14 protein-coding genes are annotated in these 21,655 nt (G+C 74.9%); 7 read left to right on the forward strand and 7 right to left on the reverse strand.

Annotated elements, in window-relative coordinates:
- Window positions 1-147 precede the first annotated feature (147 nt).
- Both RVR_RS19260 and RVR_RS19265 read left to right on the forward strand, forming a co-directional pair.
- Window positions 148-2,037, forward strand: a complete 1,890-nt coding sequence (locus tag RVR_RS19260; RefSeq protein WP_237404851.1) for an N-acetylmuramoyl-L-alanine amidase — start codon at window positions 148-150, stop codon at window positions 2,035-2,037.
- Window positions 2,038-2,251: 214 nt separating this feature from the next.
- Window positions 2,252-3,910 carry a beta-1,3-glucanase family protein gene (locus RVR_RS19265; RefSeq protein WP_202235029.1) on the forward strand — a complete coding sequence of 553 codons (1,659 nt, stop codon included), beginning with the start codon at window positions 2,252-2,254 and terminating at the stop codon, window positions 3,908-3,910.
- Window positions 3,911-4,034: 124 nt separating this feature from the next.
- Here RVR_RS19265 and RVR_RS19270 read toward each other — a convergent pair whose 3' ends face one another.
- Complete coding sequence (locus RVR_RS19270; RefSeq protein WP_202235030.1) at window positions 4,035-5,489, reverse strand: amidase; 1,455 nt, start codon at window positions 5,487-5,489, stop codon at window positions 4,035-4,037.
- Between the two features lie 337 nt (window positions 5,490-5,826).
- Here RVR_RS19270 and RVR_RS19275 point away from each other — a divergent pair, with 337 nt between their 5' ends.
- Entirely contained in the window at window positions 5,827-6,567 is a 741-nt protein-coding gene (locus RVR_RS19275; protein WP_202235031.1) for a GntR family transcriptional regulator, read from the forward strand.
- Between the two features lie 42 nt (window positions 6,568-6,609).
- On the opposite strand, the gene RVR_RS19280 is transcribed toward RVR_RS19275, so the two are convergent.
- Entirely contained in the window at window positions 6,610-7,512 is a 903-nt protein-coding gene (locus RVR_RS19280) for a TIGR03619 family F420-dependent LLM class oxidoreductase (protein ID WP_202235032.1), read from the reverse strand.
- A gap of 302 nt (window positions 7,513-7,814) precedes the next feature.
- On the opposite strand from RVR_RS19280, the gene pepN reads away from it, so the two are divergent.
- Window positions 7,815-10,307 (forward strand): aminopeptidase N, encoded by a 2,493-nt coding sequence (pepN, locus tag RVR_RS19285; RefSeq protein WP_202235033.1) that lies wholly within the window; start codon window positions 7,815-7,817, stop codon window positions 10,305-10,307.
- 93 nt (window positions 10,308-10,400) lie between these two features.
- On the opposite strand, the gene RVR_RS19290 is transcribed toward pepN, so the two are convergent.
- Window positions 10,401-11,363, reverse strand: coding sequence for a zinc-binding dehydrogenase (locus RVR_RS19290; RefSeq protein WP_202235034.1), 963 nt, complete (start codon window positions 11,361-11,363; stop codon window positions 10,401-10,403).
- Window positions 11,364-11,533: 170 nt separating this feature from the next.
- Between RVR_RS19290 and RVR_RS19295 the strand changes: the two genes are divergently transcribed.
- Entirely contained in the window at window positions 11,534-12,163 is a 630-nt protein-coding gene (locus RVR_RS19295; RefSeq protein ID WP_202235035.1) for a TetR/AcrR family transcriptional regulator, read from the forward strand.
- A 151-nt stretch (window positions 12,164-12,314) separates the two neighbouring features.
- Here RVR_RS19295 and RVR_RS19300 read toward each other — a convergent pair whose 3' ends face one another.
- Window positions 12,315-13,820, reverse strand: a complete 1,506-nt coding sequence (locus RVR_RS19300; protein ID WP_202235036.1) for an MFS transporter — start codon at window positions 13,818-13,820, stop codon at window positions 12,315-12,317.
- Window positions 13,821-13,975: 155 nt separating this feature from the next.
- Here RVR_RS19300 and RVR_RS19305 point away from each other — a divergent pair, with 155 nt between their 5' ends.
- Window positions 13,976-14,623 carry a TetR/AcrR family transcriptional regulator gene (locus tag RVR_RS19305; protein WP_202238788.1) on the forward strand — a complete coding sequence of 216 codons (648 nt, stop codon included), beginning with the start codon at window positions 13,976-13,978 and terminating at the stop codon, window positions 14,621-14,623.
- Between the two features lie 123 nt (window positions 14,624-14,746).
- On the opposite strand, the gene RVR_RS19310 is transcribed toward RVR_RS19305, so the two are convergent.
- Entirely contained in the window at window positions 14,747-17,032 is a 2,286-nt protein-coding gene (locus RVR_RS19310) for a laminin G domain-containing protein (protein ID WP_202235037.1), read from the reverse strand.
- A gap of 1,283 nt (window positions 17,033-18,315) precedes the next feature.
- Here RVR_RS19310 and RVR_RS19315 point away from each other — a divergent pair.
- The gene (locus RVR_RS19315) at window positions 18,316-19,518 is read left to right on the forward strand and encodes a S53 family peptidase (protein ID WP_202235038.1); all 1,203 of its coding nucleotides are present in this window, start codon (window positions 18,316-18,318) and stop codon (window positions 19,516-19,518) included.
- A 137-nt stretch (window positions 19,519-19,655) separates the two neighbouring features.
- Here RVR_RS19315 and RVR_RS19320 read toward each other — a convergent pair whose 3' ends face one another.
- Both RVR_RS19320 and RVR_RS19325 read right to left on the reverse strand, forming a co-directional pair.
- Entirely contained in the window at window positions 19,656-20,741 is a 1,086-nt protein-coding gene (locus RVR_RS19320) for a hypothetical protein (RefSeq protein ID WP_202235039.1), read from the reverse strand.
- 198 nt (window positions 20,742-20,939) lie between these two features.
- Complete coding sequence (locus tag RVR_RS19325) at window positions 20,940-21,536, reverse strand: RNA polymerase sigma factor (protein WP_430393152.1); 597 nt, start codon at window positions 21,534-21,536, stop codon at window positions 20,940-20,942.
- Between the last annotated feature and the right edge of the window lie 119 nt (window positions 21,537-21,655).

Below are 21,655 nucleotides of genomic sequence, written 5' to 3' on the forward strand. Positions count from 1 at the left end.
CCCGCGATCCGATCACCGGCCCCTATGATCGAACCGTGGGCTGACGTTCCGTCACCTGGGTGACGACCGTCGGCACGTCGCACGGCGGAGGGTGGCAGACGGTTGGGACTCAGGCGGAGATCGAGAAGGAAGCTCGCGGCCTACGTCGTGGGCGCGACGCTGGTCGTGGCGGGCGCCGTGTCGGCGCCGGCGGCGCTGGCCAGCCAGAACGGTGACGGCGCGGCCGCGGGCGCGGGCGCCTCGGGCGAGCAGCAGGACTTCGCCGACGCCGCCCACGAGTCGAAGGTGCCGGAGTCGGTGCTGATGGCGGTGGCCTACCAGGAGTCCCGGTGGGACGTCCACCAGGGCCACAACACCAGCGGCGGGTACGGGCCGATGAGCCTGACCGACGTGACGCCGTCGATGGTCGCGGACGGCGGCGCCGGCGCGGTGGGTCGCTCCGACCTGGCCTCCCTGGCGGCCGACCCGTCGCTGCACACGCTGACCGCCGCGGCGAAGCTGCTCTCGGTGCCCGCGCAGGACGTGCGCACCGACCGCCGCTCCAACATCCGCGCCGCGGCCGCGCTGCTCGCGTCGTACGAGAAGCAGCTCAAGGGCGGCACCCCGGCGGACCCGGCCCAGTGGTACGCCGCGGTGGCCCGCTACAGCGGCTCCTCGGACCAGTCGGCCGCTTCGGGCTTCGCGGACCGGGTGTTCGCCACCATGAAGGCGGGCGCCCGGCGCACCACAGCGCAGGGCCAGCAACTGCGCCTGGCGCCCCAGCCCTCGCTGCGCGGGGACACCGGCGGCCTGTCGGCCCTGCACCTGAAGCGGACGTCGTCGGCCGGCACCGACTGCCCGGTGCGGTTGGACTGCCGGTCGGCGCCCGCGGCGACGACCAACTACCAGGTCGCGAACCGCCCGGCCGACGGGATGACGATCGACTACATCGTCATCCACGACACCGAGACGTCGTACCAGACGGCCATCGACGGCTTCCAGAACCCGGCGACCGGCGACGCGGCGAACTACGTGATGCGCTCCTCGGACGGCGCGGTCACCCAGTCCGTGGCCGACAAGGACATCGCCTTCCAGGCCGGCAACTACTGGCTCAACATGCACTCGGTCGGCATCGAGCACGAGGGCTACGCGGCCCACGGCGCCACCTGGTACACGCAGGTCCAGTACGAGAACACCGCCGAACTGGTGAAGTACCTGGCGGCGAAGTACCACGTGAAGCTGGACCGCGAGCACATCATCGGCCACGACAACGTGCCCGGCCCGGTCGACTCGCTCGTCTCCGGCATGCACTGGGACCCGGGGCCGTACTGGGACTGGAACCAGTTCATGGACCTGCTCGGCGCGCCGACCGACCAGGGCGGCCACGGCGTGGGCCCGGTCGGCACCGCCGTGACGATCGCCCCGGACTTCGCGTCCGACCAGCAGACGGTGGAGGTCTGTCCGGCCGACGACCCGACCGGCGCCACCACCGCGTGCACCGACCGGACCGCCCCGTCCAGCACCCTGTACGTGCGGACCGCGCCCAGCGCGACCGCGCCCCTGGTGAGCGACCCGTACGTGCACGCCGACGGCTCGCCGGGCACGGACGAGATCAACGACTGGAGCGCCACGGTCTCGGCGGGGCAGCAGTTCGTCGTCGCCGGGCGGCAGGGCGAGTGGACGGCCGTCTGGTACGGCGGCCAGAAGGTGTGGTTCGACAACCCCGGCGGCGTGAACACCGTCAGGGCGCGGGGCGTGAGAATCCTCACCACCTCCGGCGGCACCGCCGCCCCGCTCTACGGCGAGGCGTACCCGGACGCGTCCGAGTACCCCGCCGGCCTGGCACCCGACACGGCCCCGGCCTTCGGCAGGTACGCCTTCCCCGCCGGCCAGGCGTACGTGGCGACGGCGCAGCCGGCCCACCGGGACGACTTCTACCCGGCCAACGGGACCACCCGGCCCACGGAGACCTACATCCCGGGCGCCGGCACGGTCTACACGATCCAGTACGACCACCGGTTGGCACTCGTCGACTCCTCGGCCGTGACGGTCGGCTGAACCCGTGCCGGGGGCGGACCCGCCCCCGGCGCCCCACGGGCCCCCTCCGCGGCACCTTCGCCGCGGACGGGGGCCCGCAGGCTTTTGCGGTGACTTTCCTTGACGGCATTGGTCCAGTCCAAATACCGTCTCGTCAGCCCCAGCACCCTTGCAGAGCGCATCGCCCCCCACCCCGTCGCGCTACTGACGGAACGTCACCCCCCAGGGAGCATCTGTGGTTTCCCGACGTTCGTTTCTCGCCGCAACCGGTGCCACCGGTGCCGCGGCCGTAATCGCGCCCGTGTCGTCGCTGCTACCGCAGGCCGCCGCAGCGGGTGTCTCGCTGCCGCTGAAACTCCAGAACAACTCCGGCCAGGGCAGCGTGTACGCCTACGTCTCCGGGTCGGACAGCAGCGGCTGGCCGGTGTTCGTCACCTCCGACGGCGCCGTGCACCGGCTGGCCAACCCGTCCTCGCCGGTGACCCCCATCGCCGACTACTCCATCGCCCTCGGCGCCTCCGGCTCCTCGGTGACGGTGAACCTCTCGAACTACGTCATCGGCGGCCGGGTCTGGTTCTCGATCGGCCAGAAGCTCCAGTTCTTCGTCAACCCCGGCACCGTGCCCGGGCTGGTGCAGCCGGCGCTGGTCAGCGCCGACCCGAACTGGAACACCAACTGGACGTTCTGCGAGTTCACCTTCAACAGCGCCAACCTCTACGCCAACATCAGCTACGTGGACATGGTCGCGCTGCCCATCTCGATGGCCAGCACCGGCGCTTCCGGCAACCAGTCGGTCAGCCCGCTGCCCACCGGCGCGCTGGCGTCCATCGCCTCGGGCCTCCAGGCGCAGCACGCCGCCGACGGCGCCCCGTGGGACCACCTCGTGGTCAGCAACTCCTCCGGCGGGGTGCTGCGGGTGCTCTCGCCCTCGCACGCGCCGGTGGACTTCGGCGGCTACTGGGACGACTACCTCAACCGGGTCTGGAGCCACTACGCCGGCACCTCGCTGACCGTCAACGGCCAGGGCAGCATCGGCGCGTACTCCGGCAAGGTGTCCGGCAGCGCGATCGTGTTCTCCGGACTCAATGACAACGGTGTCGCGTTCACCAAGCCCAGCGCCGTGGACATCTTCGGCTGCGCGTCGGGCCCGCTCTACAACTCCGGCGCGGACGCCCGCGGCGCGGTGGCCGCCCGGCTGGCCGCCGCGATCAACCGCAGCAGCCTGCTGGTCTCCGGCGGGAACAACCAGCCCGACGGCGTGACCGCGTCGCAGTACTACCAGGACCCGATCACCAACCACTACGCGCGCCTGGTGCACCAGTACGCGAGCATCGGCTACGCGTTCCCGTACGACGACGTCGGCCCCACCGGCCAGGCGCCGGTCGACGGCCACATCCAGGACGGCGCCCCCACGTCGTGGACGGTCTCCCTGGGCGCGGGGGCCGGTTCGGGCACGGGCGGCACCGGTGGCACCGGTACCGGCACCAGCGCCTACAGCACCATCAGGGCCTCGTCGTACGCCGGGCAGAGCGGTGTCCAGACCGAGACCACCACCGACTCCGGCGGCGGCCAGGACGTCGGCTACATCTCCAACGGCGACTGGCTGAAGTTCTCGTCCGTCAACTTCGGTTCGTCGTCGCCGAACCAGTTCGTGGCCCGGCTGGCCTCCGGCGCGGCCGCGGGCATCAGCGGCGCGATCCAGGTCCGGCTGGACAGCACCGGCGGCACGAAGGTCGCCGAGATCGACTTCGCCAACAACGGCGGCTGGCAGAACTGGCAGACGGTCCCCGCCAACATGGTCGCCTCCGCGACCGGCGTCCACGACGTCTACCTGGTCTTCGCCGGCAGCACGTCGGACTTCGTCAACATCAACTGGTTCAGCTTCACCAGCTGAACGCGTCCCGCGCCCCGCGTGCGGCCGTCGCCGGGCGACCGGCGGCGGCCGCACGCGTCTGCGGCGGGCCGGACCGGGGGCCGGCCGTGCGGCCGCGGGCCGGACCGGGGCCGGCCATGCGGCGTCACACGGCGGCCGCGCGGCGGCCGAGCCACGTCGGGGCCCGCACGGCCGCCTCGAAGCAGGCCGCCGCCCGCAGGACCACCGCGTCGGCCAGGTGGCCCCCGAGCAGGTGGACGCCGACGGGCAGCCCGTCCGGGGTGAGGGCGGCGGGTACCGAAGCGGCCGGCAGCCCCGTGAGGTTGGCGACGAAGGTGAACGGGCTCCAGTCCTCGGGGGCCGCCGGGTGGCCGTCGATCGTCTCGGGCCCGCGCCGCCCGACCGCGAAGGGCGGTACCGCGACGACGGGGGTCAGGAGCAGGTCGTAGCGCTCCATCAGCGGCCACACCTGGTTGCACAGCCGTTGCCGGGCCATGAGCGCGTCCGTGAACTCCGCCCCGCGCCAGTCGCGTCGGACCAGTTCGACCAGGTGCGGGGACATCCGGTCGCCGTGGCGCCGGACGAGGTCCCGCATGCCGGTGAGGTCGGTGTCGTGGGCGACGATGGTCGCGTACACGTCGAGGGTCTCGCGCCCCCAGGGGACGTCGACCTCCTCGACGTGGCAGCCGAGGGTGTCCTCGAACACCCGCGCCGCGCCGCGCAGCACCTCCCGCACCCGGGGGTCGACCCGCGCGTGGCCCCAGTCCTCGGAGAAGCCGATCCGCAGCCCGCGGACGTCGCCGTGCGCCGCGGTGCCCCAGTCGACGTCGCCGCACGGGATGGAGTGGCGGTCGCGCGGGTCCGGACCGGCGATCACCGACAGCAGCAGCGCCGCGTCGTCGACGCCGCGGGCCAGCGGCCCGATGTGCTCCACCGACTCCCAGCCCGACAGCCCCGGGAAGCGCGGATCGCGGCAGCCGGGGTACAGCGGCACCCGGCCCATCGAGGGCTTGATCCCGACCACCCCGCAGAACGACGCGGGCGAGCGCACCGATCCGCCGCCGTCGCTGCCGAGGGCCAGCGGGGTCATGCCGGTGGCGACGGCGACCGCGGAACCGGCCGACGAACCCCCGGAGGTGAGCGCGGGGTTCCACGGGTTGCGGGTGGTGGGGAAGACCGGGTTGTGGCCCACGCCGCCGTAGCCGAGTTCGGAGACGTTCGTCTTGCCCGCGACGAGCGCGCCCGCGGCCACCGCGCGCCGGACCACGACGTCGTCCTCGTCGGGGACGAAGTCCCGGTAGGCCGGGGTGCCCGCGGCGGTGCGGATGCCCCGGGTGGCGATCAGGTCCTTCACCGCGAGCGGCACGCCGGCGAGCGCGCCGACCGGCTCGCCGCGCGCCAGCCGCCGCTGGAGCGCGCGGGCCTGCCGGAGCATGACCTCGTCGGCGCGGGTGCAGAAGGCGTGCAGGGACGCGTCCAGCCGGTCGATGCGGGCGGCGGTGGCCTCGGCGATCTCCACCGGCGAGAGTTCGCCGTCGCGGACCGCCCGGGCGATGCGGCGCGCCGGCATCGCGAGCAACTCCGCCATGAGGTCCGTCATCGTCGTGCCCCTTTCGGGCCGGGTACGGGTGGGGTACGGGTACGGGTACGGGTGCGGGCAGGTGCACGGCGCGCGGCGGTGCGGTGGGCGGCGCGCGGTGGTGCGGTGGTGCGTGGTGCGGTGCGTGAAGGTGCGGCGCGGGACGGCGCGGGGTCGCCCCCCTTCGTGCCGGCGAACCTAGCCGCGGCGTGTTGCCGCGGTGTGGCCTCGCCGGTATATCCGGCGCGGCGGCCGGGGCCGCGCGGATGTATCGGCGCCGTGACCTGCGGGTAATGCCGCGTTCCTAGGGTGAGAGGGGTGAGGGGTGTACGAGGGGAGCGGGCGGGGAGGCGGGCCGGTGCGCCGTGACGCCCGGGCCGGAGCGGGCCGCGCGGCCGGGAGCCGGATGCCCGCGCTGTGGCTGGGCCTGCTCGCCACCGGCTTCGAGGGCAGCGCGCGGGCGGCGGTGCTGGCCCGGCTGAGGTCGGTCATCCTCGCCGGCCTGGTCCCGCCGGGCGCTCCCATCAACGTCGACGACGTCGCCGACCGCCTCCTGATCAGCCGCGTCCCGGTCCGGGAGGCGCTCAGGACCTTGATCACCGAGGGGCTCGTCGAGCACGAGGAGCGCGGCGGCTTCAGCGTCTGCCACGTCACGCGCGACGAGCTGTCGGAGCTGTACACGGTCCGCGAAGCGCTGGAGCGGGCGGCCCTGCGCGCGGCGGTGGAGCGCGCCACGGCCGACGACGACGCCGCGGTCCGCAGGGCCTACGACGACCTCACGTCGTCCATCGACGCGCACGACGGCCGCGGCCACCAGCGCGGGAGCAAGGCGTTCCACTTCGCGATGGTGCGCGCGTGCGGCATGCGCCGCCTGGTCGGGACGCTCGAACAGGCGTGGAACCTGACGCTGCCCGCCCAGCCGATGGCGTACCTGTCGCCGCGGGGCCGGCGGGCCCTGCACGAGGAACACCGGGCCATGGCCGAGGCGTTCGCCGCCCGTGACACGGACGGGCTCCTCACACTCAGCGCGCTGCACTACCGGCGCAACCAGCACATCGTCAGGGACCTGCCGGAGGACTCCAGGCTGCGTCCCGATTAGCCCGTAGCCCGCCGGGGCGCCGGGCCGCCGTGCCCGGGCGGGTCAGCCCCTCCGTACGCCCTCCAGGATCCGCGACACGCGCTCCAGCGCCTGGTCGACGCCCTCGTCGCTGTAGGTCGTGTCGATCATGACGTGGTCGATGCCGGTGCGCTCCCCCACGGTCCTGACGGCGTCGGCGACCCGGTCGGACGGGGTGCCCGCATCGATGTTGACGCGCAGCACGCTGTCGATGGCGGACGGCTCGCGGCCCGCCTCCCGGGCGGCCGCGTCCACGAACGCCCGCTGCCGTTCGAGCCCGTCGAGGTCGAGCCAGCTCGGCACCACGCAGAACGGCAGCCACCCGTCGGCGCGGCGGGCGACCCGCCGCAGCGCGCGTGGGGACTGCCCGCCGAGGTAGAAGGGCGGGCGGGGCCGGCGAGCCGGTTTGAGCGGCGCGTGGTGCAGGGGGACGGACAGGTGGTTCCCGCGGTACCCGGCCGGGTCCTGCGTCCAGATCGCGTCGAGCGCGTCGAGGGTCTCGTCCATCCGGGCGCCGCGCGTGGTGAAGTCGAGGCCGGCGGCTTCGTACTCCTCCGGTGACCAGCCGACGCCGAAGCCCGGCAGCAGGCGGCCCCCGCTGATCCGGTCGATGGTCGTCAGCGACCTGGCCAGTTGCACCGGCGGGTAGAGCGGGGCGACCAGCACGTGGCTGCCGAGGGCGACGTGCGCGGTGGCGCCGGCGGCGACCGCCAGCAAGGTGAAGGGATCTGCCGCGGGGTTCAGCTCGGCGGGGATGGTGGTCCCCTGACCGCCGTAGCCGACGCTCGGCCGGACCGCGGCGAGGTTGCGGTCGCCCACCCACAGGCTGGCCGCGCCCGCCGACTCGGCCGCGCGCGCGAACTCGGCCGCCCGTGCGACCTCGAAAGCCTGCTGGTGGAACTGGGGCAGGGCGAATCCGACCTTCACGGCGTCCTCCGTCTGCTGGGTGGCGTGCTCCGGCTGCTGTGCGGGGTGCTCGGGCGGGGCGCTCGGGCGAGGTGCGCAGTGCCCGGGCGGGGCGCGGGTGTTCGGGCATGCGCGGGGTGCTCGGGTCCGTGCGGGACTCCTACCCCGGGTGGAGGGTGCGTACGTCCGCGACCGCGCGGGGCCCGTCCGCGACCCCGCGACCCCGCGGGACCGCGCCGGGGCAGGGCCGGGGACGTCCGCGGCCGGCTCGTACGCCGCAAATCCGGTTGTCCGGCGCGCGCGGGGTGCGGCAGCATGCGGGAATGTCCGCCCTCCTCCGCGACGAGGCCGAGCTGCGCGCGCGCCTGCTCGACGTCTCGTCCTACGCCGTCACCCTGGACCTCACCCGCGGCGAGGAGGGCTTCCGCAGCACCGCGGTGATCCGCTTCGCCTGCGCGGAGCCCGGCGCCGCGTCCTTCGTGGACATCGACCCCGGGGCGCTGCTGCGCGCCGAGCTGAACGGCCACCCGCTGGACCCCGCCACCCTCGACGGCGGCCGCCTCCCGCTGCCCGGACTGGCCGCCGCCAACGAGCTGCTGGTCGAGGCCGACATGCCGTACTCGCGTACCGCCGAGGGCCTGCACCGCTTCACCGACCCGGCCGACGGCGAGGTGTACGTCTACACGGCGTGCGCCCCCGACCTCGCCGCGAAGGTCTTCGCCTGCTTCGACCAGCCGGACCTGAAGGCGCCCTTCACCTTCACCGTCGCCGCCCCCGAGGGCTGGACCGTGGCCGGCAACGGCGCCACGAGCCGCCTGCCCGACGGCCGTTGGCAGGTCGGCGACATCGGCCCGATCTCCAGCTACCTCACCACGGTGGTCGCCGGACCCCTGCACGTCGTGCGCGCCGAACACGACGGCATCCCGCTCGCCCTGTACGCCCGTCGTTCACTCGCCGCCGAACTCGACCGCGAAGCACCGGAGTTGTTCGAGCTGACCAGCGCGTCGCTGGACCGCCTGCACCAACTGTTCGACGTGCGCTACCCGTTCGGCGGGTATGACCAGGCGTTCCTGCCCGAGCTCAACTGGGCGGCGATGGAGAGCCCGGGCTGCGTCACCTTCGAGGACCGGATGCTCTTCCGCTCCGCGCCGACCGACGCGCAGCGCGCGCTGCGGGCCGTGGTCGTCTGCCACGAGATGGCCCACATGTGGTTCGGCAACCTGGTCACCCTGGGCTGGTGGGACGACGTGTGGCTGAACGAGTCCTTCGCCGAGGTGCTCGGCTACCGGATCGCGGCCGAGGCCACCCGCTACACCGGCGCCTGGACGCTCTTCTCCGCCCGCAAGAGCTGGGGATACGACGCCGACCAGCGCCCCACCACCCACCCCGTCGCCGCCACCGGGGCCGCGTCCGTCGCCGAGGCGCTGTCCAACTTCGACGGGATCTCCTACGCCAAGGGCGCCTCGGCCCTGCACCAGCTCATGCACCGGCTGGGCGACAAGGCGTTCTTCGCCGGCCTCAACACCTACTTCGCGCGGCACGCCCGGGGCAACGCGAGCCTGTCCGACTTCATCGACGCGCTGGCGTCCGCCGCCGGGCCGCAGGTGCCGGAGTGGGCCGACACGTGGCTGCGCACCACCGGCGTCGACGTCCTCCGCGTCGAGGTCGAGGAGGCGGCGGACGGCACCGTCGCCTCGGCCGCGCTCGTCAACGACGGCAGCCGTCCGCACCGGGTACGGGTCGGCGTCCACGGATGGGACGGCGCTGCGCTGGTGCCCGGCCGGCCGCTGGACGCCGACGTCGCGCCCGGGGGCCGTACCGCCCTGCCCGAACTGGCCGGCGCCCCGCGCCCCGCGCTGCTCCTGCCCAATGACGGCGACCTGACGTGGGCGCGGGTCCGGCTCGACGACCGCTCGGCGGCCACCGTGACCGCCTCGCTGTCCGCCGTCGCCGACGAGTCCGGCCGCGCCGTCCTGTGGGAGCACCTCCGCGACCTCACCCGCGGCGCCGAACTCCCCGCCGCCGCCTACCTGGACCTGGTCGCCGCGCACCTCCCGGCCGAGAGTTCGGACAGCATCGTGGCCTCGGTGCTGGACTTCTCCCGCGACCACGTCGCCGCCCGCTACCTCGACCCGGCCGAGCGGCCCGCCGCGCTCGTCCTGCTCGGCGACGCCGCGCACGGCGTGCTCGGCCGCCCCGGCGCCGGGCGCGGGCTGCGGATCGCCGCCCTGCGCGGTGTGATCGCCACCGCGACGGGTGAGGACCGGCTGGCCCGGCTCACCGCCTGGCTGGACGGCCGCGACCAGCCGGAGGGCCTCGCCTTCGACGCGAACCTGCGCTGGGCCGCGCTGTCCCGGCTCGCCGCGGCCGGGGCGGCGGGGGAGGACCGGATCGCGGCCGAACTCGCGCGCGACCCCAGCGACACCGGCGAGCTGGGCGCGGCCCGCGCCCGCGCCGCGCTGCCGGACCCCGCCGCGAAGGAACGGGCCTGGCAGCGGCTGTTCACCCCGGGCGCGCTCACCACGCCGCTGCTGACCGCGACCGCCGAGGGCTTCTGGCTCTCCGGCACGCCGGAACTCCGACAGGACTACGTGCGGCGGTACTTCGAGCAGGTCCCGGCCGCCGCCGAGGAGCGCGGCGACGCGGTCGCCGAGGCACTCGGCCGCCGCCTGTTCCCGGCGACCGAGGCCCACCCGGCCACCCTCGCCGCGGCGCGGGAGTGCCTGGCCCGCACCGACCTGACCCCGACCCTGCGCCGCCACCTGGCCGACGGCCTCGACGACCTCCACCGCACCCTCGCCCACCACCGCCCCTGACCACCCCCCGACCCCCGACCCCGATGACCGACGAACCGAGGCGAGGGGCTCGCGTCCAGTGCCGGGGTGCGGGTGTCGGGTGGGGGCGGAAGATCAGGGGGTCAGGACCACCCGGCCGAAGACCTCGCCCGCGTCCATCGCGCGGTGGGCCGCTGCCGCGTCCTCCAGGGGCAGCACGTCGTGCACGACGGTGCGCAGGTCGCCGCGCGCGGCGTCGGCGAACTGGGCGGAGCGTACGGCCTGCCGTTCGGGAGCCGGCACGGTGTCGGAGCTGAAGGTGGCGAACGACAGCGACCTGCGGAAGACCTCCATCAGCCGCATGCCGAAGTCCGCCGGCGGCTGCCCGCCGACCACGCCGACGGACACGAACCGTCCGTTGGGATTCAAGCGGTCGAAGAACGAGGGGAGTTGGGGGCCTCCCACGACGTCGACCAGCACGTCGTAGCCCGCCGGCGCGTCCGGACCGCCCTCGCCGGAGCGGTCCAGGACGTGCGTCGCGCCCAACTCCCGCAGGCGGGCGCCGCGTTCCGGTGACGACGTGGTGACGGCGACCACCCCGGCGCCCCCTCGCGCCGCGAGCTGGACCGCCGTGATCCCGATGCTCCCCGCCGCGCCGCGGACGAGCACCGCCTCGCCGGGACGCAGGCGGCCGCGGTCCAGCGCGAAGTGCGCGACCACCCCGGAGCCGCCCAGGGCGACCGCGTCGACGCCGGTCAGGCCGTCGGGCAGCGGAAGGACGTCGTCGACGGCGGCGACGGTGTGCTCCGCGTACCCGCCGGACAGGCCGGTGAACGCCCAGACCCGCCGCCCCGTCCACGCGGGGTCCACGCCCTCTCCCACCGCGGTGACGCTCCCCGCGACCTCGCTGCCGAGGAGGTGGCCCGGCCGGAAGCCGTAGCCGGCGAGCGTCCCCCGGCGGATGACGGCGTCCACGCCGCCCACCCCGATCGCCTCCGTGGCGACCCGCACCTGTCCCGGACCGGGCTCCGGCTCCGGGAGGTCGACGACCTCCAGACCCGCGGGGTCTCCGAACGTCCTGATCGTGACGGCTTTCATCGTGTTCCTCGGCTCCTCGTACGGACGGGCAGGTCGCGGCGACGGACGCGTCACCGGGGCGGACGCCTCGCGCGGACGGACGGGCCACGGGGCGGTCCGGCGGTGCGACGGGCGGCACCACCGTCGGAACGTAACGGACGCACCCGTCCGTTTCGCTAAAGTGAGAACGCATGACCGCACATTTGCCTCACGCCCCGCGCTCCGACGCCCGGGACAACCGGGCCCGCATCCTGGAGGCCGCGCGCTCGGTGTTCAGCGAGCAGGGACTGAGCGCGCCCATGCGGGAGGTCGCCCGGCACGCGGCCGTCGGCCCCGCCACGCTGTACCGGCACTTCCCGACCAAGCGGGAGCTGATCGCGGTGACCTTCGCCGACCAGCGGCGGGCCTGCCACGCCGTCGTGCGCGAGGCCCTGGCCGACCCGGACCCGTGGCAGGGGTTCCAGAGCGTGATCGTGCGGATCTGCGAGCTCCACGCCCGCAGCCGGGGGTTCGCCGACGCCTTCATGACGGCGTTCCCCGAGGCCATGGACTTCGCCGCCGACCGGGAGCAGACCCTGCGGGCGGTCGCCGAGCTGACCCGGCGCGCGCAGCGGACCGGTCGGCTCCGCGCCGGCTTCGTCGTGGACGACCTGGTGCTGATGCTCATGGCGCACCGGGGCGTCCAGGACGCGCCGGCCGCCACCCGCCTCGCGGCGTCGCGCCGCTTCGCCGCCTACATGATCGAGGCGTTCCGGGCGACCCCGCCCGCGGAGGCGCCCGTACCGCTGCCGGAGGCGCCGCGCCTGAGCCTCGCGCCGTGACCCGGGCCCCGCCGCCCGGGGCCCGCCCTCTCGGCCCGCGTCCCCCCGACCGCGGCCCCCGTCCCCCCGACCGCGTCCAGCCGACCGCGGCCCCCGGGCCCCGCCCCCGCGTCCGGGGGCCGCCGAACCCGCCCCCCGCACCCCCCGACCGTCAGGCGACCTTCTCCCCGACGGCCTCCTCGGCGACGGCCTCCTCCTCGGCGTGCTCCTCGACGGAGTGGGAGTTCGTGAGGCTCAGCGCACCCACCCCCGCGATCAGCCCGACGACGACGGCGAGCAGACCGTAGGCGACCCGTTCGCCGTGGAAGAACGACGCGACGAGGTCGCCGCTCCACGTGCCCGCCGGCAGTTGCGTGGTGACCAGCGCGGCGATCAGCGTGCCGATCACCGCGGTGCCGACGCTCGAACCGACCTCCTGCGCGGTGTCGTTGAGCGCCGCGCCGATCGAGGTGCGGTTGCTCGGCATCGCGTCGACGAGCGCGACCGCGCAGATCGTCATCACGGTGCGCAGCCCCACCGTCATCAGCACCAGGCAGGCGGCGATCACCGCGTACCCGTGGTCGACGCCCCAGGACAGGCCGGCCAGGGAGCCGGCCAGGCAGGCCGCGCCGACCAGGCAGGCGACGCGGTGGCCGTACCGGCGCGCGAGACCCTCGGACAGCGGGGTCGCGGCGAGCATCGTCACGATCATCGGCAGGTTGGCCAGGCCCGCGCGGACCGGGCTCCACCCGTAGGCGTACTGGAAGTGGAGGATGAGCCCGAACATCACCGCGGCCATCGCGATGGCGGTGCCGATCTGCGCGAGGGTGGCGCCGCGCACGGTGCCGTTGCGGAAGAGGCCCAGGTCCAGCATGGGTGCCGCGCTGCGCCGCTCGTGCAGGACGAACCCGATCCCGGCCGCGACGGCGCCGACGATCGAGGCGAGGGTGGTCCCGGAGGCCCAGCCGCGGTCGACGCCGCTGGTCAGCGAGTAGCAGGCGAGCCCGATGGCGGCGACGCTCAGCACCGCGCCGGGCAGGTCGAGCGCGTCGCGGGTCAGGCCCTCCGGCCGGTCGGCCGGGACGCCGAGCCGGACGCCGACGCACGCGAAGACGGCGATCGGCGCGTTGACCACGAGCAGCCACTCCCACCGCACGTGCGCCAGCGCGGTGCCGCCGAGCAGCGGCCCGAGGACGAAGCCGGACATGCCGACCACGATCATCACCGTCATGGCCCGCATCCGCAGCGCCTTGTCGTCGAACAGCCGGAAGACCAGGGAGTTCGTGATCGGGGCCATCGCCGCGGCGGCGACGCCGAGTGCGGCCCGCAGGGCGATCAGCTCGCCCGTGGTGGAGACGGCGACGACGCACAGGCTCAGCGCGCCGAACACGGCGAGCCCGACCAGCAGCACCCGTCGGCGGCCGAGCCGGTCGGCCATCGAACCGGCGGTGAGCAGCAGGCCGCCGAAGGTCAGCGAGTACGCCCCGGTGACCCACTGCAACGCGGTCGTCCCGCTGCCGAGGTCGCGGCCGATCGTGGGCAGGGCGATCGACAGCAGCGTGTTGTCGACCATCTCGACGAAGAAGGCGAGGCAGAGGGCGGCCAGCGGAATCCAGGCCGCGCGCAGGGACGGATAGGTGGCGGACGGTGTGTCGGGTGGGGGCGTGGCGGTGGTCATGGCAGTCCTCCAATCGAACGCCATTCGACTATCGAACAACGTACGATACGCTAAGATAGAACAACGTTCGATGGGGGGCAAGTCGCTGAAGGATGTGACCCATGGCACGGCTGCAGAACCGCGCGAGTGAGGGGCGCCGACGGGCTTCGCACTCGATGGAGTCGGTGCTCACCGAGGCGGTGGCCCTGCTCGACGAGGCCGGGGAGCCGGCGCTGACGTTCCGGGCGCTCGCGCAGCGCCTCGGCGGCGGTGTCGCCAGCATCTACTGGTACGTCGCGAACAAGGAGGAACTGCTCGACCGCGCCACCGACCACGTGATCGGCTCGGTGCTGGCCGACGTCGAGGCGCTCCCGGCCCGCGACGACCCGATCGACGCCCTCCGCGCGATGGCGATGACGCTCTTCTACGCGATCGTCGAGCGGCCCTGGCTGGGTTCGTACTTCATGCGCAGTTCCACCGTCCAGGGCAACTCCCTGCGCCTGTACGAGAGGCTCGGCGAGCAGACCCTCCGCCTCGACCTGAGCGCGCGCCAGCGGTTCCACGCGGTGTCCGCGGTCGTCGGGGTCGTCGTCGGCTCCGCCGTGGACCTCGGGCAGGAACCGCCCCAGGAGGTGCTCGACGGCGCCGTGAGCCGCGAGGAGTTCCTCTCCCGCTACGCCCAGAGGTGGCGGGAGATGGACCCCGCGGACTTCCCGTTCGTGCACGACATCGTCGACGAGTTCGACGGCCACGACGACATCGAGCAGTTCTGCGCCGCCCTGGAGCTGACCCTGGCGGGCCTCCGCCTCCAGTCCGGCACCTGACCCGCCCACCCGGCCCCGAACGAGCGGGACCGGAGCTGAGCGGGCCGGGCCGCGCCGGTCCGGCCCCCGCGCCCCGGTGGAGGAGCGCACCACCGGGACGCCGGTGCCGCCGGCGCGGACGTATCAGCCGAGGTTCGAAAGGATCACGTCGTTGTCGCTCATGGCGCCCGCCCACAGGCTGACCGAGGTCACGCGTCCCGGGAAGAAGGACCCCCAACCGCCGTCGAGGTACGCCTTGCCGACCGTGAGTTCCCCGGTGCCTGCCCCCGCTCCCGGACCGAAGTCCGCGGTGCCCTCGTGGCTGTAGCCCGTGAAGAGCGACGCCGTGCCCGCCTGGGCGTCGAACGTGCCGGTCACCTGGACCGGGTCGTTCTCGGTGCCGGGACTCCAGACCGTGGCGTCCTGGGACGTCACCCCGGTGAACGTGCCGTCGTCGTCCATCCGTCCCAGCAGCCACTGCGTGACCGGCACGGAGACCAGGTCCCCCGTGGCGGGGTCGTAGGCGTCGGTGCGGCCGGCGAGCCGGTACCAGACGCCCCAGTCGGAGCCGTCCGCCGTGCGCTGGCCGACGACCTGGCCGGTCCACCCGTCGGGCTTGCCCGCGATCGCCGACATGTCGGGCTGCACGAGCACGCTGACCGTGAAGGACCCGCTGCCGTCGACCACCGGACCGGGTGTGCCGGCCGCGTCGTCCACACCGTCCAGCACGAGCGTGTCATCCCCGAACCGGGCGCCGCCCTCGGTCGTCAGGGTGCGGCCGTAGCCGGTCGTGGAGTCGGTGAGGGCGGTGCCGCTCGCGCTCGTGGCATCCCAGGCGGCCACGTTCGCGACGGCGGGCGACCCGGTGTCCGGGTCCTCCAGGCGCGCGTCCTGGAGGGCGTCGTCGGATGACAGGGTGCGCTGCCAGACCTGCACCTCGTCGAGGTAGCCGTGCCAGTAGGCGCTGGGGGATTGGGCGGCGTCGGCGGTCGTGCCGCGCCCGAACTCCAGGTCGCCCGAGGTGCTCCCGGCCGCCGCCGTCGCCGGGAGACCCGTCGGCGAGCCCTGCGGCTGCCCGTTGACGTAGAGAGTGAGGGTGTGTGCCACGGAGTCGTACGACCCGGCGAGCTGTGTCCACACGCGCTCCGTGCCTCCCGGAGCCTCGGCGCGGGCGACGTGGCCGGCGCCGTCGGCGTCGTTCCAGGTGTAGGAGAACTGCCACGCCTGGTCGGCCGCGGCGTACCCGAGGCTGAAGCCCGAGCCGTCGCCGCCGGTCTGGGAGAGGGCGGTGCGGTCCTCGGTCAGGTCGGTCGGGAAGACCCATGCCGACACGGCGAAGGAGGCGGCGGGGTCGACGACGCGTCCGTCCGTCTCGGCGTCGCCTGTGGCACCGTCGAGGGCGAGGGCTTCGTCACCGCTGCCCCGCCTGCCCAGCGCCGTCCGGTCCGCGCCCGTGCCGGAGAGGGTCGCCGCGTGTCGGCCGCCCGTGCCGGAGGCGGTGTCGGCCGCCGGCGTCGAGTGGTCACCCGGCTGCCCGTCGTCGAAGTGCCAGAGCCCGATCGACGCGGCGGAGGGCGCGACGTTGAAGTCCACTTCGGTCGCGGGTCCGTAGCGGCCCGTCGCGTCCTGCGCCCGCACGTCGAGGATGGACACGCCCCGGGCCCGAGGCGCGATGCTCACGGTCGCGGGGGACCCCGGGACCTGCACCATGGGCCCTTCCTCGATCTGGTACTCGTACCCCACCACACCGGTGTCGCCGTCACCTGGCGCGAAGGTGAAGCTGCCCGGGACGCCCGGCCCGCCGTGGGCCGCGCACGCGTCGGCCGCGCAGGGGGTGTACGGGTCGCCGAGCGTCACCTTCGGCGCCAGCGGGGCGGTCGGGTCCACCGTGAAGTAGCACCAGCCGCTGGTGGAGGCGGTGCTCGGTGAGGCGACGTACGCGTCGGCGTTGCCCGTGTACGACCACGTGGAGGCGGCCATCCGGTAGAGCGTGCCCTCGGACAGCGGATCCGTGACCGAGTTGGTCACGACCTGCCCGTCCGTCACCAGCCCGTCGGGCTCGGGGGCCAGCACGCCGGCCGCCTCGGTCCAGGTGTCCGGAGCCTGGTGCGCCTGAATGTCGAAGTGCGCGCGCAGATAGCCCGGGTCGGTGCTGCCGGCCGCGAGGTGCACCACCGCCGTCAGCTGCGGAGTCGGGTCTCCGAGGGCGGTGGGCGCGGAGGCGTCCGTCGAGCAGGCCGGCGAACTCGACGCCACGAAGCCCTGCGCGGTGGGCACCGCCGGTTCCGGCACGTCCGGCGCTCCGGCGGCCTGCGCACGGGCCGCCGACATGGGCACCACCGCGAGCAGTACGCCCGCGGTCAGTGCGGCCGACCACGGTCCGAAGCGCCCGCCGAGCAGTCGGAAGGGCTGCGTCCGTCTACGTTTCAAGAGCCACCTCTGGGAATCGATGTGAACACGCGTTCGAAGAACATTCTCGATCCCCGCGCCCGTCGAGCGGAAGGCCGCCTCGTGCCCACTTCCCGCGTCCGCGCCCCGCCTCGCGCACCCTGGGGCCCGGCCGGGCCGGCGGATCGACCAGTCGCGCGTCCCGCGCCCTCGCGGACCTCCAGAGGCGCAGTCTGTCGGAGGAGGCGGTGTGGACGTCCTCACCGCCCTCACCCCCGTCCTCCATCCGTTGCGGCCGGACGCCTGAGGGGGTACGGCCGCGGGGTGTTCGCTCGGGTCATCGGAGTCCGGTCGGCAAGTGGCGGAAACCCCACCTCGCCGTCGGGTGCGGGGATTGCCGAAATCGCGCCATGGAAGGGGCCCTTGGCGCGGGGCGGGGCGATCTTCCGCCGCTTCCGGGGCGGGGCGGGGGTCCGCGGTCTGCCGAGCCACGGGGTCGGCGCCCGGCGCGGGCGCGGTGGGGGGTCCGCGGCGGGGCGGGCCGGGCGGCGGGTTGGGCCGGTAAGCCCTGGCCCGGCTCCGTCCGGTACGGCTGGTCTGCCCCGCCCGGCGGGTCCCGGCCCCGCCCGCAAGGGCCGCCTTTCGGGCCGCCCGCACACGATCCGGGCGCGCTCACCACCGCCCGAGCCGATGCCCACGGTCCCCCCGCCGCGGCCCCGCCCGACGCAACTTCCGTCCCGCTGGACCCCGTTGGTATCGGCCATCGGCCCTTTCGTCCGCTTTGAGCGGGCCCTTGCGCGGCGGGCCCGCCTGGCCCCACACTGCACCCCGTCGGCGCGGTTCGCGGTCCTGACGGGGTCGCGGCGCGACATGTCGGAGTTCCCTGCGGCGGTCCGCCGCGGGCGGAGGGAGCACTTCGTGGCGTTCCGTGCGGCGGTGAGGACGGCGGGCGGCGCGCGGAGCGCCCAGGACGCGGGTCATGTCGGTGGCCGAGCGATCGAATCCTCGGCGCTGCGTATTGTCATGAACCTGACTGTCATGAACCTGACCGAACCGTCCGGGAGTGCCTCCCGCACCCGAACCCCCGCTCCCGGCCCCACGGTCGAGCGCGGCGCGGCGACCACCCCCGGCCGCGACCCCCGCCCCCGCCACACCTCCACCGCCGCCCACCCGCGCGGCACCCCGGTGGCCCGGGCGCTCCTCGCGCCCCGCGCCGCCCTCCCTGACACGGCAGCACCGGCCGCCGTCCGCCCGACCCGGGCGGCAACGGGCCGGACGGCTGCCGAGGCCGACACCCCGATCGGCCACCAACCAAGGAGATTCACATGCAACTGCGCTCACGCGCACGGCTGCTGAGCATAGGCGTCGCGGCCCTGGCGGCGATCCCGCTCACGATCCTCGGCCCGGCCGCCGCCTCGGACGCCGCGTCGGGCTCCACCCACGCGACCGCGCGCTCCTGCGCCACCGCCGCTCCGGGCCACGCCGCCTGCGCGGCGCTCGTGCGCACCGACATCGTCGCCACGAAGACCGTCGCGCCGAACGCCACCCCGTCCGGCTACGGGCCCTCCAGCCTCCAGTCGGCGTACAAGCTGCCCTCCAGCACCGCGGGTTCGGGCCGCACGGTGGCGATCGTCGACGCCTACGACGACCCGACCGCGGAGGCCGACCTGGCGGTCTACCGCAGCCAGTTCGGGCTGCCGGCCTGCACCACGGCCAACGGCTGCTTCAAGAAGATCGACCAGAACGGCGGCACCAGCTACCCGGCGAAGGACGGCGGCTGGGGGCAGGAGATCTCCCTGGACATCGACATGGTGTCCGCGGTCTGTCCCAACTGCCACATCCTGCTGGTGGAGGCGAAGAGCGCGTCCTTCGCGGACCTGGGGGCCTCGGTGAACCGCGCCGCGGCCACCTCGGGCGTGGTGGCGATCAGCAACAGCTACGGCGGCTCCGACGCCTCGGACGCCAGCTACGGCTCGTACTACAACCACCCGGGGATCGCGGTCACCGCCAGTTCCGGTGACAGCGGCTACGGCGCGAGCTACCCGGCGTCCTCCCACTACGTCACCGCGGTCGGCGGCACCACGCTCAGCACCGCCTCCAACACCCGTGGTTGGACCGAGACCGCGTGGAGCGGCGCGGGCAGCGGCTGCTCGGCGTACAACACCGCGCTGACCTCCGCCTCCTCCTTCGGGACCGGCTGCTCCAAGCGGGCCGAGGCCGACGTCTCCGCCGTCGCCAACCCCTCGACGGGCGTCGCGGTCTACGACAGCACCGCCTACCAGGGCTACGTCGGCTGGATGGTCTTCGGCGGCACCAGCGTCTCCTCGCCGATCATCGCCTCCGTCTACGGGCTGGCCGGCAACACCGCCTCGATCGACAACAACTACCCGTACACGCACTCCGGTTCGCTGTTCGACGTGACCTCGGGCAGCAACGGCAGCTGCTCGACCAGCCAGTGGTGCACCGCGCGCGTCGGCTGGGACGGCCCGACCGGTCTCGGCACCCCGAACGGCGTCGGGGCGTTCTGACCCGTCCCGACCTTCACGTCACCTCCGCCCCGTACGCAGGGGCGCCCACCGCGGGCCGGAAGGGGCTTCCCCCTTCCGGCCCGCACCATGAGCGGCCCGTACCATGCGGCCCCACCACCGTGGGGGGAAGGCGTTGTTCATCCACGCCGGGCCGTACCGGGCGTGGCCCGGGCGGCGTTGGCGTTCGGGGTGGCGGCCTCCGGCGCCGCGGACGCGTGCGAGGACGCGTGCGAGGAAGGGGACGCGGATGGGGACGCGTGCGAGGACGTGGACGGGGACGCGGACGGCGTCGTGTGCGGCCCGGCGCTGTTCACACCGTGGCCGTGTCCGGTCGCGGGGGCGGGTGGGCCCGTCAGCGCGGCGCAGTACGCGTCGATCCCCGCGACGCCGCCCGCCGCCTCGGCCAGCCGGGCCCGTACCGCCCCTGCGGGCGACCGCCCCTGGCGCTCCGCCTCGGTGTACGCCGTGCAGAGCCCCCGCGCGCCGGCGACGGAGGGCGCGTCCGGTGCGGGAGACCCGGTTGCCGGTGACGGCGAGACGGTGCCGGTCCGTGTCGTGGACGGGCCGGAACCCGGTCGTGGGCCGAGCGTGTCGGGCACTTCCGGCGCGGTCCCCGTGGCGCGGGCGGGGGAAGCCGGCGCCGACGGGTGGTGCCCGCCTCCGCCGGACGGGCCGAACGGGCGCGCGAGGGCGCCGTTCTGTGCCGCGAGGGCCACCCCGCCGAGGGCGGCCACGGCCACCACGCCGCAGGCCAGAGCCCTGGCCAGGCGGGGGCCGCGCGCCGTGCGGCAGCGGCTGCCGCGGACGACCGGGACCGGTACGCCGCCGGGTGCGCGGTCGGAGCCCCCGCCCGCGGCGGCCCCCCGGCCGGGACCGGCGCCCGCGGCGGCCGGGCGGGCGGGTTCGGCGTCAACTCCGCCCGGGCGGGCGGGTTCGGGTCGTACGCCTGCCGTGGAAGCCGAGCCGGGGCCGATGCCTGCCGTGGAAGCCGGGCCGGGACCGACGCCGGCCGCGAGGCCCGTTCCGGCACCCGCACCGGCCGCGCGCCGGAAGGCGTCCAGCGCCGCGGCCTCGTCCTGCGGCCTGCCCGGCGGCACGGCCCGTGCCGCCGCGAGCAGTTCGGCCGTCGCGGCGGTCCGCGGGTCGGTGTCGGCGACGTCCTCGCCGTCGAGCAGCCGTTCCGCGAGGGACGGCCGCGGCCAGCGGCGCCGCAGACGCGGCACCCGCCCGCGCGCTCCACGCCCCCCGCTCCCGAGCCCCCCACTTTCGAGATCCCCGCTGCCGAGCCCCCCGCGTGCGCGGTCCCCTCCCCGCCCGCGGTCCTGTCCCTGCTCCCGGTCGCGCCCGGCGGCCGCGGCCGCGTCCCGACCGCCGCCGACCTGCCCGCCCCGCCGGCCGTGCTCTCCGCTCTCGTTCATCCCTTACTTCTCCTCGGCGTCCTTCAGACGCTCCGACAGGCGCCTCAGCCCCCGGTGGGACGCCGTGCGCACCGCGCCGGGCCGTTTGCCCAACACCTCCGCCGCCATGGGCCCGTTGAGCCCCAGCACCACCCGCAGCAGCACCGCCTCGGCCTGGTCCCGGGGCAGTTCCGCGATCAGGGAGAGCGCCCGCGCGGTGGAGAGGTTCTCCAGGGCCGCGCCCTCCGAGTCCCGGGTGCTCGTACGGGCGGCGACGCGTTCGGCCGTGTCGTCGTCGAGCGCCGTGGTGCGCGGGCGGACCCGGCCGCGCCGCACGTGGTCCAGCGCCCGGTGCCGGGCGATCGCCGCGGTCCAGCCCCGGAAGGACTGGCCGCCGCCGCGGAAGGAGTGGAGGTCCCGGACGACGTCGTGCCAGGTCTCCGAGGCGATGTCGTCCGCGTCGTCCCCGATCAGGCCGCGCAGGTAGCCCAGCAGCATCGGATGGAGCTCCCGGTAGACGGTGCCGAAGGCGGCCTCGTCCCCGCCACGGGCCCGGGCGACGGCGTCGCCCAACTCCGTGTCGCCCATCCGCGCGTGCCGGTGCGGTCTCGCCGCGCCCACCCCGTCCTCTTCGTGCCCGCCCGCACCGGGCGACCGCCGCGCACCCGTCCACGCGTCCGTCCGCGCGCGCCTCCGCGCACCCGCACCCGTGTCCGCACCCGCAGCCGTGTCCGTGTCCG

The sequence above is a fragment of the Streptomyces sp. SN-593 genome, from assembly GCF_016756395.1.
Taxonomy (GTDB): domain Bacteria; phylum Actinomycetota; class Actinomycetes; order Streptomycetales; family Streptomycetaceae; genus Actinacidiphila; species Actinacidiphila reveromycinica.

What these genes read in the sequence shown, in the direction of transcription:
- RVR_RS19270 (WP_202235030.1), bottom strand. Translation starts at nt 5,489, where the DNA reads ATGACGGACCTCATGGCGGAGTTGCTCGCGATGCCGGCGCGCCGCATC.
- pepN (WP_202235033.1), top strand. Translation starts at nt 7,815, where the DNA reads ATGTCCGCCCTCCTCCGCGACGAGGCCGAGCTGCGCGCGCGCCTGCTC.
- RVR_RS19290 (WP_202235034.1), bottom strand. Translation starts at nt 11,363, where the DNA reads ATGAAAGCCGTCACGATCAGGACGTTCGGAGACCCCGCGGGTCTGGAG.
- RVR_RS19295 (WP_202235035.1), top strand. Translation starts at nt 11,534, where the DNA reads ATGACCGCACATTTGCCTCACGCCCCGCGCTCCGACGCCCGGGACAAC.
- RVR_RS19300 (WP_202235036.1), bottom strand. Translation starts at nt 13,820, where the DNA reads ATGACCACCGCCACGCCCCCACCCGACACACCGTCCGCCACCTATCCG.
- RVR_RS19305 (WP_202238788.1), top strand. Translation starts at nt 13,976, where the DNA reads ATGGAGTCGGTGCTCACCGAGGCGGTGGCCCTGCTCGACGAGGCCGGG.
- RVR_RS19315 (WP_202235038.1), top strand. Translation starts at nt 18,316, where the DNA reads ATGCAACTGCGCTCACGCGCACGGCTGCTGAGCATAGGCGTCGCGGCC.